Origin of the sequence: Pseudooctadecabacter sp. (assembly GCF_020627745.1) — a bacterium.
Taxonomy (GTDB): Bacteria; Pseudomonadota; Alphaproteobacteria; order Rhodobacterales; family Rhodobacteraceae; genus Octadecabacter.
The window spans coordinates 27929-44117 of the sequence record NZ_JAHDGE010000011.1 but is presented as its reverse complement, the minus strand read 5'-3'; the positions used below and the strand labels follow the sequence as shown (position 1 = coordinate 44117).

Here is a 16189-nt window from a genome sequence, read left to right as displayed (position 1 = left end):
CTGGCAACAGAACTATTGAAGGACGGGGCCCCGCCTGCGGGTATCGTCGGAAAGGTGGACGTGGCGGCAACGCAAAAACCAGATCGGATGGCGTGGGTTGAGGAACTTTTCGCCGTGCGGGACGCCAAGGATCAGCAGGCCTTTGCTGCGATCTTTGGGCATTTTGCCCCACGGGTGAAGGCGTTTTTGATGAAGTCGGGGGCCAGCCCGGATCTGGCCGAAGAAGTTGCACAAGAGGTCATGGCGACCCTGTGGCGCAAGGCGCATTTGTTTGATCCTGCGAAGGCCTCCGTGTCGACGTGGATTTTCACAATCGCCCGAAACCGCCGGATCGACATTTTGCGCAAACAGCGCAGGCCGGAACCGGAAGATTTGCCATGGGGTCCTGAGGCGGAGCCCGACCAGGAAGATGTGCTGGCCCTCCAGCAGGAAAGTAAACAGCTTGCAGAGGCGTTAGCCGCGCTGCCTGACAAGCAAAAGGATTTGATCGTGCGCGCCTATTACGGCGACCTCACCCATAGTGAGATCGCGGAGCAGACGGGACTTCCTTTGGGAACAATCAAGTCGAGGATTCGACTGGCGCTGGAACGTTTGCGCCATCAAATGAAGTGAACAGTAAGATGAACGAGATCAAACACCACCTGACCGACGCCCTGTTGATGGGCTATTCCGCGGGCACCCTGCCCGAGGGGTTCAACCTTGTTGTGGCGACACATATTTCCATGTGCGATGAATGCCGCGCGCGGATGTATGAATTCGACACCGTGGGCGGGGCGGTCATGGACGCCGAAGCGCCCGCCAATGTGTCCGACGAAAGTCTGGCCGCCACGCTTGAGATGATCGCAGCCGATCAGGATGCCGGACATGAAGACATCGCCCCGCGTCCCGCGCGGACGGGGCTGTTCCCCAGCCCGTTGCAAGACTATGTCGGCGGTGATCTGGATGCGGTGAAATGGCGCAAGGTCGGTGGCGGTGTACGTCAGGCGTTGTTGAAAACCGACGCATCGGCCAGCGTGCGTTTGCTGCATATCCCCGCAGGCACTGCTGTGCCGGATCACGGCCATCGCGGCACGGAACTGACTTTGGTTCTGCAAGGCGCGTTCAAGGATGAAGAAGACCGGTTCGGCGCGGGCGATATTGAGGTCGCCACCGAAGAACTGGACCACCAGCCTGTGGCCGAGGATGGTCTGGATTGTATCTGTCTGGCCGCCACCGATGCGCCGTTGCGGTTTAACAGCTGGATTCCCCGCATCGCCCAGCCGTTCCTGCGCATCTGATCAATACGCCACCCCCCGAAACGAAAAGGCGTCCCCGTGCGAAACGGGGACGCCTTTTTTCTGCATGCGGCGGGTGAAGGTCAGGACGGCAGGGACACCCAGCGCATACCGTTGGTTTCGCCTGTTGCGGTATTGGTCAGCTGACCCACACCGGACGGCAGGCCACCCGGATCGGGCTGCAGGATCATCTGCATCGCATCGCTTCCGTACCGCACCGCCCCGCTTTCGGTCACCTCAAGGGGGAACACAGCCCCGTTGGACTGTCGAACACAGGTGCGGGCCACCAATTCGTTGCCGCAAGCGGTCAGAACTGCCTGATCTGGCGGGTCCGTCAGCACGCCCTGATAAAAGAACGTCAATGTGTTGCCCGGCGCAAAGGGACCGGTTTCACCACCCGGAAGGGGGGCGGTACAGGCCGCAACTGTCAGGCCAAGCCCGGCCAACAGGGCCGTGCGTTTAATTCCACGCAAGATCACGATATACTCCTCGCCAATTCAGATATCCGTCGCCGCCTGGCGACAAAAGGAATGTGCGATGGGGGTAGGCCCCCGTCACCACAAAGAAATCTGCAGTCCGTTCCACATGGCCACGATGCCCGTTCCCGCCACAGATGTGGCCGGTCCCGCAGGGCTGCAGGGAATAGGTGTGCATGTCGCCGTGCTCATTGGCGATGACATAGACCGTACCGCGATCAAAGGGCAGATCACGATACGCAACATCCCAGGCACGGCGGGTTTCATCGGTCAGGTTCTGAACGCGGAGAGCCTCTGCCTCGCGGGTGATATCCGCGACAGAACATGCCCCGAACAAGATGAACCCGGCCAAAGCCGCAAGAATCCGCATGTTAGTCCCCCAGCAGTTTGCGCCACGCTAACGGGGGCGCGGCGGCGTCTCAATAGTGCAAATGGGCAAAGACGCTCAGGTGCGTCCGAAAAGACGCTCAATATCGCTGAGTTTCAGTTCAACATAGGTGGGCCGCCCGTGATTGCACTGGCCGGACCTGGGCGTCTTTTCCATGTCGCGCAGCAGGGCATTCATTTCTTCCCCGCGCATGTGACGACCGGTGCGGATGGACCCGTGACAGGCAACGCGACTGAGGATCGCCTCAAGCTTTTCCTGAACCAAAGTGCTGGCCCCCTGATCGCTGAGCTCATCAAGGATATCGCGCAGCATGGCTTCGGCGTTGACCTCGCCCAAGATCGCAGGGGTTTCACGCACGGCGATGGCACCCCCGCCAAAGGGTTCGATGGTCAGCCCGAAACGCGACAGGTCATCGGCCACGGCCAGCAACTGGGCGGCGTCCCCGTCAGACATTTCGATAATTTCAGGGATCAGCAGGGCCTGCGCCGCAACGCCGTTTTCCGCCATCTGGGTTTTGAGTTTCTCGTAGACCAGCCGTTCGTGGGCCGCGTGACCATCGACAATGACGATGCCGGTTTCGGTCTGGGCGATGATGTAGTTTTCATGGACCTGCGCACGGGCGGCCCCAAGCGGACGGTCCTGATGGTCGGCCTGTTCGGGCGTCTGAACGGGGGTGTCCACACGCCCCGAATACTCCGGTGCCATTTCGGCAAAGCCTGTGGACGGGGCTTGATAGGCCGGCCCGCTGGACGGCGTGGGCCGGTCCATCTGATAGATCCGCGCGCCCTGCGGTTCGGGCTGCATCGCGCCCAAGGTGGCGGAAGCGACGGTGGTCGACGCACGGTGCCCCGCCTCCGCCAGCGCATGGCGCAAGCCGCTGACGATCAGACCGCGCACGGTGCCCGGGTCGCGAAAGCGGACCTCGGATTTGGCAGGGTGGACGTTGACGTCCACGCGGGTCGGATCAAGGTCGATGAACAGGCACGCCGCCGGGTGGCGGTCACGGCTGAGGGTGTCCATATAGGCCCCGCGCAACGCGCCGATCAGCACCTTGTCGCGCACAGGCCGCCCGTTGACATAGAGGAACTGCTGCACGGCGGACCCGCGCGAATAGGTGGGCAGCGCGGCGTACCCCGTCAGATGCACGCCTTCGCGTTCCGCATCAATCGCCAGCGCGTTTTCGGCAAAATCGCGGCCCAGAACGCAGCGCAACCGCGCGTGCAGCGCGTCAAACATATCGCCGGTTTCCGCATCGGCGCGGAAGGTCACGCGGGAATTGCCGCCCGACACATCTGTCAGGATGAAGGTCACGAAGGGTTCGGCCATGGCCAGCCGTTTGATCACATCGCTGATCGCCTGCATCTCTGCGCGGTCGGTGCGCAGGAATTTCAGCCGCGCGGGTGTCGCATAGAACAGATCACGCAATTCGACGACCGTGCCAGCCGTCAACGCTGAGGGGCGCACAGCCTCATGCGCGCCACCGGCGACGGTGACTTCTGCGCCATCCCCTTGGGCGGTGCGGCTGCGGATCGTGAGGCGGCCGACGGCCCCAAGGGACGGCAAGGCCTCCCCCCGGAAGCCAAAGCTGTGGATGTTGAGCAGATCGGTGCCGTCGATTTTGGACGTAGCGTGGCGCGACAGTGCCAGCGGCAGATCATCTGCCGTCATGCCCACGCCGTTGTCCGTCACACGGATCAGGGTTTTGCCGCCGTCCGCGATGGAGATTTCGATGCGGGACGCTTTGGCGTCCAGCGCGTTTTCCACCAGTTCCTTGACGGCTGAGGCGGGGCGTTCCACGACCTCACCCGCCGCAATCCGGTTGATCGCAGCATCGTCCAGTTGACGAATGACGGGGTGAGCGTCGCTTATTTTGGGGTCGGTGGCAGCCATGACACCAGTGGTAGCATGGCTGCAGCCGATTCTGACAGGGTTATTCGGCGGCCTGCAGGCCCTCAGGCTCCCCCACGACCACAAAATGCAAACCGTCGGGGTCCAGCAATTCGGCGGCGACGCGGTTCACATCGTCAAGCGTCACCGCTTCGATGAAATCGTTGCGGTTGGCGACATAGGCCGGGGTCAAATCGACGCTTTGCATGCCGACCAGAATGCCCGCAATTGCGGCGTTTCCGTCAAATCGCAGAGGGTAAGCGCCGGTCAGGTAGGTCTTGGCGGCGTCCAACTCTTCCTGCGTAATGCCTTCGCTGGCCATCAACGCCCATTCGTCGCGGATCACGTCAATCGCCTCGGCGATCCGGTCATTGGCCGACGCGACGGAGCCGAGGTAGATTTCGGTGAAATCCTTCGGCACAAGGAATGTGGACACGCCGTAGGTCAGCCCGCGCTTTTCGCGCACTTCGCGGTAGAGGCGGCTTTCGACACCGCGCCCGCCGAGGATTTCATTTAGAATGAAGGCCGCGAAGAAATCATCATCGTCCCGTTCGATCCCTTCGTGCCCAAAGAGGGCCACGGATTGCGGCGTGGCGTAAGGCACGACGGTGATGCCGCCGTCCAGACCAAATTCAACACGGTCCGGCAGGGGTGGGCCGTCGGCAGGCAGATCACCGATCAGGGTGTCGATCAGAACGCCCAATTCATCGGCAGAAATATCCCCCGCAGCGCCCACATGCACACGGCCTGTGGTCAGTGCATTGCGGTGGGCGGTGATGATATCGTCGCGGGTCAGGGCGGCGACGGTGGCCTCGGTTCCGTTGATCGCAGTGGCATAGGGGTGATTGCCAAAGGCGGCGGCATCGAAGGCCGCACTTGCGATCCGGTCGGGGTTGTTGGCGTCGGACCGCAGACCGGCCAGAACCTGACCGCGCACGCGGTCCACGGCATCCTGGTCAAACCGGGGGTTGATCAGCGCCTCCCGCAGAAGGGCGATCGCTTCATCCCGATTTTCGGTGAGGAACACGGCAGAGACGGTAACGGAATCATCAAAGGTGTCGAATTCATAGGACGCGGCCAATGCCTCACGCCGGGCTTGAAAGGCGCGGGCGTCCAGATCACCGGCGCCTTCTTCGATCAGGCCCATCATCAGGTTCGTGGCCCCGCGTTTGCCGGGCAAATCCAAGGTGGCCCCGCCGTCAAAGACCAGTTCGATGGCCGTAAAGGGGATCGAGTTTTCTTCGACCAGCCACGCATCAATCCCGCCGGGGGAGGTGATTTCCTGAATGTCGATTTCGGTCTGTGCGGCGGCTGCGAAGGCCGTGAGGGAGGCCGCAAGGGCGGCAATAAAACGGATCATTGCAGGATCTCCCGTGTTGGAACAATGTAGCCGGTGACGGACCGGTCGCGGACCAGCACCCGCTGGGCCACATCCATGATATCTTCGGCGGTGACGGCCTGCAGGACATCGGGCCAGGCCTGCACGTCTTCGACCGTCAGGCCCGAGGTCAGGGCCGCACCGTAGCGCCGCGCCAAGCCATCGACATTATCACGGGCGTAGATTTCACCGGCTTTGAGCTGGTTGCGCACAGCCTCAAGCCGGTCTTGGTCCACGCCGTCCTCCATGAATTGGGCGATGGCCGCGTCCATCGCGGCCTCAGCCTCAGCCAAGGTCACGCCGTCAGCGGGGGCGACGGAGACGCCAAAAAGCGTGTCATCAAGGCTGACACCGGAATAAAACGCACCGGCGTAGATCGCGGTGTTGGTGTCAAACTGCAGCGCGATGGGCAGGATCGAGGTGAAGGACGACCCGCCCAACAGCTCCGCCAGATAGGTCAGGGCTGCGGCGTCTGTCTGATCACCGGCATCGCGTTCGGGGGCGATATAGGTGCGGGTCAGATAGGGTTGTGCGACGCGCGGGTCTTCATAGACCAGACGGCGTTCGGCGGTCTGCGGGGGTTCTTGGGACCGGACACGTTCGGGCAGGTTGGGTTCTGCGGGGATGGGGCCGTAGTATTGCTGGGCGAGGTCGTAAACCTCATCCGGCTCCACGTCACCGGCGACGATCAGGATGGTGTTGTTGGGCGAATAATAGAGATCGTAGAACGACAGCGCGTCCGCCATATCCAGTTCTTCCATCTCATGCATCCAGCCGATGATCGGCACGCCGTAGCGATGGTTGAGGTATTGCGCCGCGCGCATCTGTTCACGCGCCAAGGCACCGGGGGAGTTTTCGACGCGCTGGTTGCGTTCTTCGATGATGACACCGCGTTCGGTGATGATGTCTTCCTCGGTCAGCACCAGATTGTTCATCCGGTCGGCTTCGTACTGCATCATCAGGGGCAGACGGTCGGCGGCGACCCGTTGAAAATAGCCGGTGTAATCATAGCTGGTGAAGGCATTGTCGGACCCGCCATTGGCGGCCACGACGCGCTGGAATTCACCGCTTTCGACTGTGTCGGTGGCTTTGAACAAAAGGTGTTCGAGGTAATGCGCCACGCCGGAGGACCCGATGGGTTCATCCGCAGACCCCGCGCGATACCACAGCATATGCACCACCACGGGGGCACGGTGGTCTTCGATCACCACGATATCCATGCCGTTATCAAGGCTGTAGGTCGTGACCTCTTCGGCGGCGGTCAGGGTGCCCACAAAACACAGGGCGGCGGCAAGAAGGCGCATTCGGGATACTCCGCTGATGAACGTGATCTAAAGGTACGCCGCGCGGACGCATCTTCAAGGTATCATACGCGGATGTGAGGGGGGCGTGACGCTACTGCGGGGGGGCCGACGGGGTGGCCACACCTGCGTTGCGGAACCGTTGCAGTTCCGCGTAAGCGTCAAGCGCTTGCCGCGAATAGGCCCTGAAATAGCGGTCGCGGCCCCGAAAGAAGCCAAAGCGCGATGCGCGATTGCGGAAGGCCGCGTCTTCAGCCGCGAGGGTCTGGCGGATGGCAGGGTCAACACCGTTCCGACGGGCCGCCGCAACGATTGCGCTGTCAGAGGCGGGGATCCCATTGGGGATCAGGGCATTCGGGTTGCCGCCCAGGATCGCCACCGCATCGGCCTGCGGGTTGGGATCAACGCGGTTGGCCCCACCCGGAGTGGGGGTGGGCAGCGCAGACAGGTTTTCGGGAATCACGAGGGGGTTCACCGGATTGACCTGAAATTCGTCAGGGCCACCGCCATTGCTGCGCAAATCACGCAAGCCACGATCACCACCCGCACAGGCCGACAGGGCCACCGCCATGACAGTCAAAAGCACCGCTTTGTGCATACCCAACACTCCCATTCCTTGCCCTGTCTTACCGCAAAGCTGCGGCGTCGTCACGCGGTCTTCTTTTTGTCGTCACCGTCGGTGAAAAGGACAAGGCCTATCGCGCCGACAAAGATGGAAATATCCGCGACGTTGAAGGCATAGGGGTTGGTGAACCCGCAACACGACATGTTCAAAAAGTCCGCCACCGCGCCGTAGATCACACGGTCAATCACATTGCCCAGCGCACCGCCCACCAGCAACCCGGCTGACACAAGCGCCCAGCGCCCCATGTCGGCCTTTCGCACCCACCAGATCACAAAAACTGTAATTGCCAGCGCCACACCGATCAGCACCCAACGAAGGTCATAATCCGCACCGAGGCCGAAATTCACGCCCTTGTTCCACGCCATGCGCAGCACCAGAAAGGGCGGAAAGACATCGTAGGTCTGGTTCGGCTGGTTGGGCAGGTCGACCTGATACAGCACGATATATTTCGACAGCTGATCCGCCAGAAAAATCCAGAACGCAGTCCACAGTGTCAGGCGCATGTGCGACCCTTTCGGTTAATGGCGGAAGTGGCGCATGCCGGTGAAGACCATGGCCAGACCTGCCTCATCCGCGGCGGCAATGACCTCATCATCGCGCATGGACCCGCCGGGCTGGATGACGCAGGAGGCACCGGCGGCTGCGGCCTCAAGCAGGCCATCAGCAAAGGGGAAGAATGCATCAGAGGCCACGGCGGACCCTTGGGTCAGTGGCGCGGGAAGGTCCAGCGCCTCGGCCATACGTTCGGCTTTCTTGGCCGCGATCAGCGCGCTGTCCACGCGGCTCATTTGCCCCGCGCCCACCCCAACAGTGGCGAGGTCTTTGACGTAGACGATGGCGTTGGATTTGACGTGTTTGGCGACCTTCCAGGCGAACAGCAGGTCCTCCATCTGCGCGTCGGTGGGCGCCAGTTTGGTCACGACCTTCAGGTCATCGCGGGTGATCAGCCCGTTGTCCTTGTCCTGCATCAAATAGCCGCCGGACACCTGACGAATCGTCTGTGCAGTGGTCATCGGATCGGCCAGCCCGCCGGTTGTCAGCAGCCGCAGGTTCTTTTTGGCCGCAAAAATCGCCTTGGCGTCTTCTGTGGCAGAGGGCGCGATGACGACTTCCGTGAAGATACCGGTCATGACCTCTGCGGTTTCGGCGTCCAATTCGCCGTTCAACGCCACGATCCCGCCAAAGGCCGACGTCTGATCGCACCGGAAGGCTTTGGTATAAGCCTCGGCCATGGTGGCACCACGGGCCACGCCGCAGGGGTTGGCATGTTTGATGATGGCGACGGCGGGGCCTGTGTCAGGGGCGAATTCGCTGACCAGTTCAAAGGCCGCGTCAGTGTCGTTGATGTTGTTGTAGGACAATTCCTTGCCCTGATGCTGCTGGGCGGTGGCGACGCCGGGGCGGTCGCTGCCGTCGGTGTAGAACGCGGCCTGCTGGTGGGGGTTCTCGCCATAGCGCAGCGTCTGGGCGAGGGTCCCCGCCACAGCGCGACGGCGGGGGGCGGCATTGCCGATGGCACCCGCCATCCACGACGACACGGCGGCATCATAGGCGGCCGTGCGCGCATAGGCGGCCTGCGCCAGAGTTTGGCGGAAAGCAAATGTCGTCTGGCCGTCGTTGGCGTCCAACTCGGCCAACAACGCCTCGTAATCCTCAACATCCACCACGACGTTGACGAAGGCGTGGTTCTTGGCGGCGGCGCGGATCATGGCGGGGCCACCGATGTCGATGTTTTCGATCATCTCGTCATAGGCGGCACCTCGGGCCAAGGCGGCCTCAAAAGGATAGAGGTTCACAACCAACAGGTCGATGGCGCCAATCCCGTGGTCTTTCATCGCGGCCACGTGGGCGTCGTTGTCGCGCAGCGCCAACAGGCCGCCGTGCACGCCGGGATGCAGGGTCTTGACCCGGCCATCCATCATTTCGGGGAAACCTGTCACATCGGCCACATCGCGGACCGTCAGACCCGCATCGCGCAGCGCCTTCGCCGATCCGCCGGTCGACAGCAATTCGACGCCACGGGCGGCCAGTGCTTTGCCCAGATCAATCAATCCGGTCTTGTCGGACACAGACAGCAAGGCGCGGCGGATGGGTTGCAGATCAGTCATGTGGTGGTCCCCTCAGGCGGTATCAAAACTCCAATGCCGTCGGGTCGTCCACATCGCGCAGGGCAATGGGCGTGTCTTGTGCCTTGGACAACGACCAACGGATGCGCGTCGCATAAGACAAAGACCGCCCAGATAAAACCACCTGTTGCGCAGCGCGGGGCCTTAATCGCCCGTTTTCGAGGTAAACCGACGGTTGAAGGCCCATTTCCTGCGCGCCATCCTGCCGAAAGACCCAAATCTCACCGGATTTCTGGGTCAGAGAGACAGCCGCCCCGCCAAGGTCCACCGCGGCTTCGACCTCGGGATGGAGGTGGAACCGGATCGACCACGGGATGCCTTGCAAGGTTTCGGCATCAAGGGCGCGGTCAAAAACAGGTTCGTCCTTTTCATCAAGGATGGTCAGCAGGTCTTCGCCCGCTATGGCGCGGCCGTCCGATGTCAGTTCGACCGTCCGCACGTGGGTCAACCCGTGAGAGACGCGGTACCCGTCATGGGCCGTCGCCAGACGGTGACCGTCCCGCAACGCGGTAATTTCCGACTGCACCTCTTTGGGGCCGTTGGTCATGATTTCCGCCCCGTGGCGTCCGACCTCAAGCAGGGAGGAAGACCGGCCTTCGATGGACAGTGTGGAATGGCTGGGCGTGGCACGGCCTGCGCGCCGCCAGTCGGGGCCGAAACTGACACCGGAGCCGCAATTGACGATCAGCGGTCTGCGCCCCGACGTGACCTCCATCGCGAGGGTCGAGGCATGGGCCTGTGCCGCATAGGCCCCGCCCGGCGGGGGGGCCACATCCATGATCACGGTTGTGCGGCCCGACGCCAGACGACCGTAGCCCATGTGCAGCGTCCGGTCCGGCTGTTCGATCGTCCCGACTGCGGCCAGCGCCTGATCCAGCCACCCGTCCAGACCGCGCCCACCCCCGTGAAACCGCGCCAAGGCCCCGTCGGCATGGCGCAACGCCCGCAAGGTGGGGGCCACACGGGTCATGGCGGCGCGCAGGGCGTCCGGAACAGGATGGCCCGTGTCTGTCAGCGCGGTCTCGACCCAGGATAAAAGCGTGAGGATTTCCAGCAGTTCTTCCGGATTGCGCGAGGCGACGCCCCCATCAGGGCCGATCAGCGACGCACAATCGCGCGTCAGCATGGCAACAGCAGGGGCCACGCGGTCCTCCAGCCCTTGCAGGCTGAGACCAGCGTAGATCATCCCTGCGACCGCCTCAAACCGGGGGAGGCCGGGGCGGGCGGATTTCCAGCGTTTGGACAGAAAGATGGCCTGTTGTGCGGCGGATCGGAAATAGGTCTCGGACGCGGTTTTGTCCGCCCCGCGCAGCAAAAAGAACCCGTGCGCGATCCAGCGAATTAGGCGACGGCCCGTGACATCGGGTGTCCATCCGTCTCCGGATCCGTTGCCAAAACGGTCGATCCAGTCATGAAGCCAAGCCTGCGCTGTAATGCGCGCCTTGTTGTCGCCCACCGCCGCCAGATCATCGAGCCATGCAAAACCATGCACGTCCATGGCGGCACCGGGCACGTCGGCCACGGCATCCCACATACTTGTCTCGGGGGCTTCGACCAACTGGCCCGCAAACAGAAAATTACCGGCCAGAAGCTGCCGGCCACGGGCATAGTGCCCGATCATGCGTGGTTCGGGATTGGATTGAAAAGCGGTTGCGGGTCGCGTCCTGCCTGCCAGCCGCGCGTGCAGCCGGTTCATGACGCGTGCGCGCCGTGATAGGGTGTGGGATGGGTCCACCAATGTTTTGCCTCTCGCCCGTGCCATTCAGCATCTTTGCGAGGGTGATCTTTACGCGAAAGACGCCATCAAGTCACGCAGGCTTTCGCAGCTGGGCGATGTAAAAGCCGTCCATCCCGCCCAGATCGGGCCAGAAATCGGGTCGCAGCCGCAAACCGCCCTCAGCCGTGTGCCATGCAGGATCAATGCCAGGCCGGTCCAGCGCATCGGTATCAACGGTCAGGCCGGGGTGACGGGCCAAGGCTTCTTCCACCTGAACCTCACCTTCGTCGGGCAGCAGCGAACAGGTGCAAAACAACAGCCGCCCGCCGGGTTTAAGAAGGGTCAGCGCGTGGTCGATCATGCGCGCCTGCTGGTCGATCAACATGCCGAATTCGGACCCGTCCTTCGCGTAGGGCAGATCCGGATGGCGGCGGATCGTGCCTGTGGCCGAACAGGGCGCATCAAGCAGCACCGCATCAAAGCCGCCTTCATCAAAGGCAAAGGCGTCGGACACGACGGTCGTTGCCTGCAATTTTGTGCGTTCGAGGTTTTCGCCCACGCGCCGCATCCGCCCGGCAGAGGCATCAACGGCGGTGACTTGCGCACCGGCGGCGGCAAGCTGCATGGTTTTGCCGCCGGGTGCTGCGCAAAGATCAAGGATCTTCTCACCCTTCTGGGGGTCCATGATCTGCACCGGCCACGCGGCTGCGGCGTCCTGCACCCACCAGTCACCGTCGTCAAAACCGGCAAGCGCCGACACCTGCCCTGCATCCGCGAGCCGGACAGACCCGTTGGGCAAAACCGTGCCGTTGAGTGTCGTGGCAAGCTGCGCGGCATCGCCTTTGACCGTCAGATCAACCGGGGCACCGGCAAATTGCGCGGCCTCAATGGCGGCCACGACCTCAGGACCATAAGCGTCTTTAAGGGGGCCGCGCAGCCAGCCGGGGATCCGTGGAATGGCCAATTTCGCCCAGCCTTCGGGGCCTTCGGCGGCCACCTTGCGCAGCACCGCGTTCACCAGACCCTTCATCGAAGATGTGCGTTTATTGCGTGCCACCAGTTCGACACCGGCGTTGACGACCCCATGGGCGGCCTCCCCCTGCGACAGCTCAACCGTACACAGACGCAACACATTGCGCACAGCCAAGGGGGGCGTTTTTTGCACAAACCGCGCAAGCATCCTGTCCGCACGGGCCAGCCCGCGCAGTGTTTCGGTGGCCAGACGTTGGGCACGAGCGCGATCTTCGGGGCCAAGGTGCTGCAACGCGCCTTCACCGATCAGTTCCGGCAGCAATTTGCCCTGCCCTGTCACCTGATCCAGCAGATAAACAGCCGCCTTGCGCGGACCCAGACCTTGTTGCTGCGACATCTTAAACCCCTTGGCGAATGATAAAGGCCGCGTATATCAGGACGTATCCCGCCGCAAGGAGAGCGACATGACCACGGACCGCAAAGACCTGCCCCCTGCCGCCCAGCGCGCCCTCGCCGAAGCAGAAGAACGCCGCCGCGCGGCCAAAGCCCTCGACCTGCCGGAGGAATTGGGCGGACGCGACGGGCCGGAACCCGTGCGGTACGGCGATTGGGAGAAAAAGGGCCTCGCCATCGACTTTTGATGGCAAGGGCGGGGTGCGGTTAGCGGATGCGCAAGACGGCGTCGTCGCCCGCACCTTGGTCAACGGTAAAGCGGATACGGTCGCCATCAACCTCAACCAGTTGACAGTTGTATTCAATCGGATAGCCGGACCAGTCCATATCGCGGCAGAAATACCCGTTGTCCCACGACCATGATCCCGTGATGGGGGACCCGACGGCCCTGCCTGCGATGGTGCCATTGTCGTTGACGTTGATCGTCAGACCATAAAGCGCAATGCGCAGGTCCTTCCCCCCGACCGTGTTCATGAACGTGGCACGGTCCGCGATGCGTTCGAATGCAAGGGCAAGGGCCGGGGTTGAAATTAAAGCAGCAGCAAGGGTCAGGGCGCGAAACATATCGGGGCCTCCAGATTTTCAGATGTCGGGGTAGATACGCATCAGAGGCAGAAAAAGTTCACTTTTCGCCCAATCCAAGAACATCAACCATGTCATAGGCGCCCGGTTTTTGGTCCTGCCCCCACAAAGCCGCCTTCAGCGCCCCGCGGGCAAAAATCGCGCGGTCGGTTGCAATATGGCTCAGCTTGATCCGTTCGCCTGCGGCGGCAAACAGCACATCGTGTTCGCCCACAATGTCGCCACCGCGAATCGCGGAAAACCCGATATCGCCCCGTTGCCGTGCCCCGGTGATGCCATCGCGCCCGCTGTCGGACACGTCCTTCAGGGACACGCCACGACCCTCTGCTGCAGCCTCCCCCAGCATCAGGGCCGTGCCTGAGGGCGCATCGACCTTGTGGTGGTGGTGGGCCTCGATCACTTCGATGTCGAAGTCTTCATCCAAGGCCGCTGCGACCTTTTTGGTCAGCTGCACCAGCAGGTTGACGCCCAAAGACATATTGCCCGCCCGCACGATCACCGCATGGTGGGCGGCGGCGTCCAGTTTGGCGATGTCCGCTTCGGTCAGGCCCGTGGTGCCGATCACATGCACCGCGCGCGCCTGAGCCGCCAGTTCCGCGAACCCCACCGTGGCGGCAGGGGCGGTAAAATCAATCACCGCCTGGGCTTTCGCAAAGGTCGCGACCGCGTCGTCGCTGACCGTGACGCCCACAGGCGCGCGCCCCATGGCCGTGCCAACGTCCTGCCCGATCCAGTCGTGGCCCTCCCGTTCCAGCACGCCCACAAGGGTGCACGCGTCAGACGCCAGCACAGCGCCGATCAACATCTGCCCCATCCGGCCGGACCCGCCCGTGATCACAATTCCCGGCATCTGTGTCATCTCGTGTTCCTTTCCGTCACTGCGCCTTGGCAAGCGCGCCCAACCAGCCTACATGCACCCCATGGCAAAGAACAGTTTTCAAGGCAAGGACGGCCCGTCGCAACGCCAGTTGCGTGTGGGTGAATTGATCCGCCGCACCCTTTCCGAATTGTTGCAACGCGGAGAGGTCCATGACCCCGACCTGCAACGCATGTCCATCACCGTGGGCGAGGTTCGCATGACCCCCGATCTCAGCATCGCCACGGCCTTTGTGCTGCCCTTGGGTGGCAAGGATGCCGATCTGGCGATCGAGGCTCTGGCGCGCAACAAAGGCGAGTTGCGCCATCTGATCACCAAAGGGATGAAGCTGAAACATGCCCCCGACCTGAGGTTCCGGATCGACGACATGTACGACCGCATGGACGCCACCCGCGCGATGTTTGCAGACGAAAAAGTCGCGCGCGACATCTCGTCAGAGGACTGATGCGCGGGCTGTTGGGTCTTTTGGTGCTGGCCACGCCAGCCGCCGCTGTCACCTGCAACGACATCGGTCATCTGGGCGTGTCCTATACGGTATGCGAGGTTGCGGCCTCCGAAAACCTGCAACTGTTTTTGCGCAATGATGACGGCGATATTCTGGGGTCATTCCGCGCCGTTGAAGACCACGAAAACCGCGATCTTCTGTTCGCGATGAACGCGGGCATGTACCACGACGACCGCGACCCTGTCGGCCACTATGTCGAGGACGGGGTGCAGGAGATGCGCGTCATCGCATCAGACGGGCCGGGCAATTTCGGCCTGCTGCCCAACGGTGTCTTTTGCATCGCGGACACCCTGCGCGTCATTGAAACCCTCGCCTATCAGGCCGAGGCGCCCGAGTGCACCTATGCCACGCAATCCGGCCCCATGCTGGTGATTGACGGCGCGCTGCATCCGCGGTTCATCGAAAACAGCGACAGCCGGTTTATCCGTAACGGGGTGGGCACCTCAGCCGACGGCCAGACCGCCTGGTTCGCCATCAGCAATGACGCGGTGAATTTTCACGACTTCGCCACACTGTTCCGCGACCGGCTGCAAACGCCCAATGCGCTGTTCTTTGATGGCAAGGTCAGCCGCATGTATGACGCGGCCTCGGGGCGGTCCGATTTCGGGTTCGGGATTTTGGGTCCGATGGTGGGTGTGCTTGACGGCGGGGCCGACACCAACTAACCGGCCCGCCTGACCAAGGATGAGGGCGATATGGCACGCAAACGCAAAGGACGCGATCTGCATGGATGGCTGGTGGTGGACAAACCCGCTGGCATCACGTCGACCTCCGTGGTCAATAAGGTGCGCTGGGCGCTGGACGCCAGAAAGGCGGGTCACGCCGGCACATTGGACCCCGAAGCGACAGGCGTTCTGGCTGTGGCACTGGGCGAGGCGACCAAAACCGTCCCCTACATCACCGATGCGCTGAAGGCTTACACCTTTACCGTGCGGCTGGGTCAGAAAACCAACACCGACGACGCCGAGGGAGAGGTGATTGCAACCAGCGACGACCGCCCCACGGACGACGCCATCAAAGCGGCGCTGGGCCAGTTTGTGGGCGACATCATGCAAATTCCGCCGGCCTTTTCCGCTGTGAAAATTGACGGTGAACGCGCCTACAAACGCGCCCGCGACGGCGAGGATTTCGAGATTGCGGCCCGCCCCTTGTGGGTTGAGGAACTGCTGCTGATCGACCGGCCCGACGCCGATCACGTCACCCTTGAAATGACCTGTGGCAAGGGCGGCTACGTCCGGTCCATCGCCCGCGATCTGGGCGAGGCGCTGGGCTGTCACGGCCATGTGCGCAACTTGCGGCGCATCTGGTCGGGACCGTTTACAGCCGAAGACGGCGTATCGCTCGACCAACTTGACGAACATGCCAAAACCGATGGGTTGGATCACATGATCCGTCCCCTCGAAGACGGCCTTGATGATCTGCCACGTGTCCATTGCCCCGAAGCCAGCATCGCGAAGCTGCGCAACGGCAACCCTGCCCTTGTCATGGGCGATGTGGACTACGGCGAAGACTGCTGGGCGGACCATAACGGTGAGGCCATTGCGGTGGGCACCTTCAAATCCGGCGAACTGCACCCGTCGCGGGTGTTCGTGCGCGGCTAGCCTGAATCACCCCTCGTTCACCTGGCC

18 protein-coding genes are annotated in these 16189 nt (G+C 62.5%); 6 read left to right on the top strand and 12 right to left on the bottom strand.

Annotated features, from left to right (window positions below):
* Positions 1–87: 87 nt before the first annotated feature.
* Positions 88–612, top strand: coding sequence for a sigma-70 family RNA polymerase sigma factor (locus QZ653_RS06965; RefSeq protein ID WP_412766000.1), 525 nt, complete (start codon positions 88–90; stop codon positions 610–612).
* Between the two features lie 8 nt (positions 613–620).
* Positions 621–1277, top strand: coding sequence for a ChrR family anti-sigma-E factor (locus QZ653_RS06960; protein ID WP_296418889.1), 657 nt, complete (start codon positions 621–623; stop codon positions 1275–1277).
* 80 nt (positions 1278–1357) lie between these two features.
* Here QZ653_RS06960 and QZ653_RS06955 read toward each other — a convergent pair whose 3' ends face one another.
* From QZ653_RS06955 to QZ653_RS06910, 10 genes are all read right to left on the bottom strand, one after another.
* Positions 1358–1753: a hypothetical protein gene (locus QZ653_RS06955; RefSeq protein ID WP_296418887.1), complete on the bottom strand. Its 396-nt coding sequence runs from the start codon at positions 1751–1753 to the stop codon at positions 1358–1360.
* Entirely contained in the window at positions 1734–2120 is a 387-nt protein-coding gene (locus QZ653_RS06950; protein ID WP_296418884.1) for a hypothetical protein, read from the bottom strand. Before QZ653_RS06950 ends, QZ653_RS06955 begins: the two co-directional genes overlap by 20 nt.
* 75 nt (positions 2121–2195) lie before the next feature.
* A complete protein-coding gene (gene mutL, locus QZ653_RS06945; RefSeq protein ID WP_296418883.1) occupies positions 2196–4028 on the bottom strand; it encodes a DNA mismatch repair endonuclease MutL in 1833 nt (610 codons plus the stop codon).
* A 40-nt stretch (positions 4029–4068) separates the two neighbouring features.
* The gene (locus QZ653_RS06940; RefSeq protein ID WP_296418882.1) at positions 4069–5385 is read right to left on the bottom strand and encodes a M16 family metallopeptidase; all 1317 of its coding nucleotides are present in this window, start codon (positions 5383–5385) and stop codon (positions 4069–4071) included.
* Positions 5382–6707 (bottom strand): M16 family metallopeptidase, encoded by a 1326-nt coding sequence (locus QZ653_RS06935; RefSeq protein ID WP_296418880.1) that lies wholly within the window; start codon positions 6705–6707, stop codon positions 5382–5384. Before QZ653_RS06935 ends, QZ653_RS06940 begins: the two co-directional genes overlap by 4 nt.
* A gap of 91 nt (positions 6708–6798) precedes the next feature.
* Positions 6799–7317 (bottom strand): DUF3035 domain-containing protein, encoded by a 519-nt coding sequence (locus QZ653_RS06930; RefSeq protein WP_296418878.1) that lies wholly within the window; start codon positions 7315–7317, stop codon positions 6799–6801.
* Between the two features lie 35 nt (positions 7318–7352).
* Positions 7353–7832: a signal peptidase II gene (lspA, locus tag QZ653_RS06925; protein ID WP_296418876.1), complete on the bottom strand. Its 480-nt coding sequence runs from the start codon at positions 7830–7832 to the stop codon at positions 7353–7355.
* Between the two features lie 15 nt (positions 7833–7847).
* A complete protein-coding gene (gene purH, locus QZ653_RS06920) occupies positions 7848–9437 on the bottom strand; it encodes a bifunctional phosphoribosylaminoimidazolecarboxamide formyltransferase/IMP cyclohydrolase (RefSeq protein ID WP_296418872.1) in 1590 nt (529 codons plus the stop codon).
* Between the two features lie 22 nt (positions 9438–9459).
* Positions 9460–11076 carry a heparinase II/III family protein gene (locus QZ653_RS06915; protein ID WP_412765999.1) on the bottom strand — a complete coding sequence of 539 codons (1617 nt, stop codon included), beginning with the start codon at positions 11074–11076 and terminating at the stop codon, positions 9460–9462.
* A gap of 187 nt (positions 11077–11263) precedes the next feature.
* Positions 11264–12541, bottom strand: coding sequence for an RsmB/NOP family class I SAM-dependent RNA methyltransferase (locus QZ653_RS06910; RefSeq protein ID WP_296418868.1), 1278 nt, complete (start codon positions 12539–12541; stop codon positions 11264–11266).
* Positions 12542–12608: 67 nt separating this feature from the next.
* Between QZ653_RS06910 and QZ653_RS06905 the strand changes: the two genes are divergently transcribed.
* Complete coding sequence (locus tag QZ653_RS06905) at positions 12609–12785, top strand: DUF1674 domain-containing protein (RefSeq protein ID WP_296418866.1); 177 nt, start codon at positions 12609–12611, stop codon at positions 12783–12785.
* A 19-nt stretch (positions 12786–12804) separates the two neighbouring features.
* On the opposite strand, the gene QZ653_RS06900 is transcribed toward QZ653_RS06905, so the two are convergent.
* Together QZ653_RS06900 and dapB are read right to left on the bottom strand one after the other, a co-directional pair.
* Entirely contained in the window at positions 12805–13161 is a 357-nt protein-coding gene (locus tag QZ653_RS06900) for a dihydrodipicolinate reductase (RefSeq protein WP_296418864.1), read from the bottom strand.
* Positions 13162–13219: 58 nt separating this feature from the next.
* On the bottom strand, positions 13220–14038 hold the full coding sequence (dapB, locus tag QZ653_RS06895; protein ID WP_296418862.1) for a 4-hydroxy-tetrahydrodipicolinate reductase: 819 nt from the start codon (positions 14036–14038) through the stop codon (positions 13220–13222).
* Positions 14039–14099: 61 nt separating this feature from the next.
* Between dapB and rbfA the strand changes: the two genes are divergently transcribed.
* From rbfA to truB, 3 genes are read left to right on the top strand one after another with little or no spacing between them, the layout of a single operon-like run.
* Entirely contained in the window at positions 14100–14501 is a 402-nt protein-coding gene (gene rbfA, locus QZ653_RS06890; RefSeq protein ID WP_296418859.1) for a 30S ribosome-binding factor RbfA, read from the top strand.
* Positions 14501–15226, top strand: a complete 726-nt coding sequence (locus QZ653_RS06885) for a phosphodiester glycosidase family protein (protein WP_296418857.1) — start codon at positions 14501–14503, stop codon at positions 15224–15226. Before rbfA ends, QZ653_RS06885 begins: the two co-directional genes overlap by 1 nt.
* Before the next feature lie 30 nt (positions 15227–15256).
* Positions 15257–16162: a tRNA pseudouridine(55) synthase TruB gene (truB, locus tag QZ653_RS06880; protein WP_296418855.1), complete on the top strand. Its 906-nt coding sequence runs from the start codon at positions 15257–15259 to the stop codon at positions 16160–16162.
* The last annotated feature ends 27 nt before the right edge of the window (positions 16163–16189 follow it).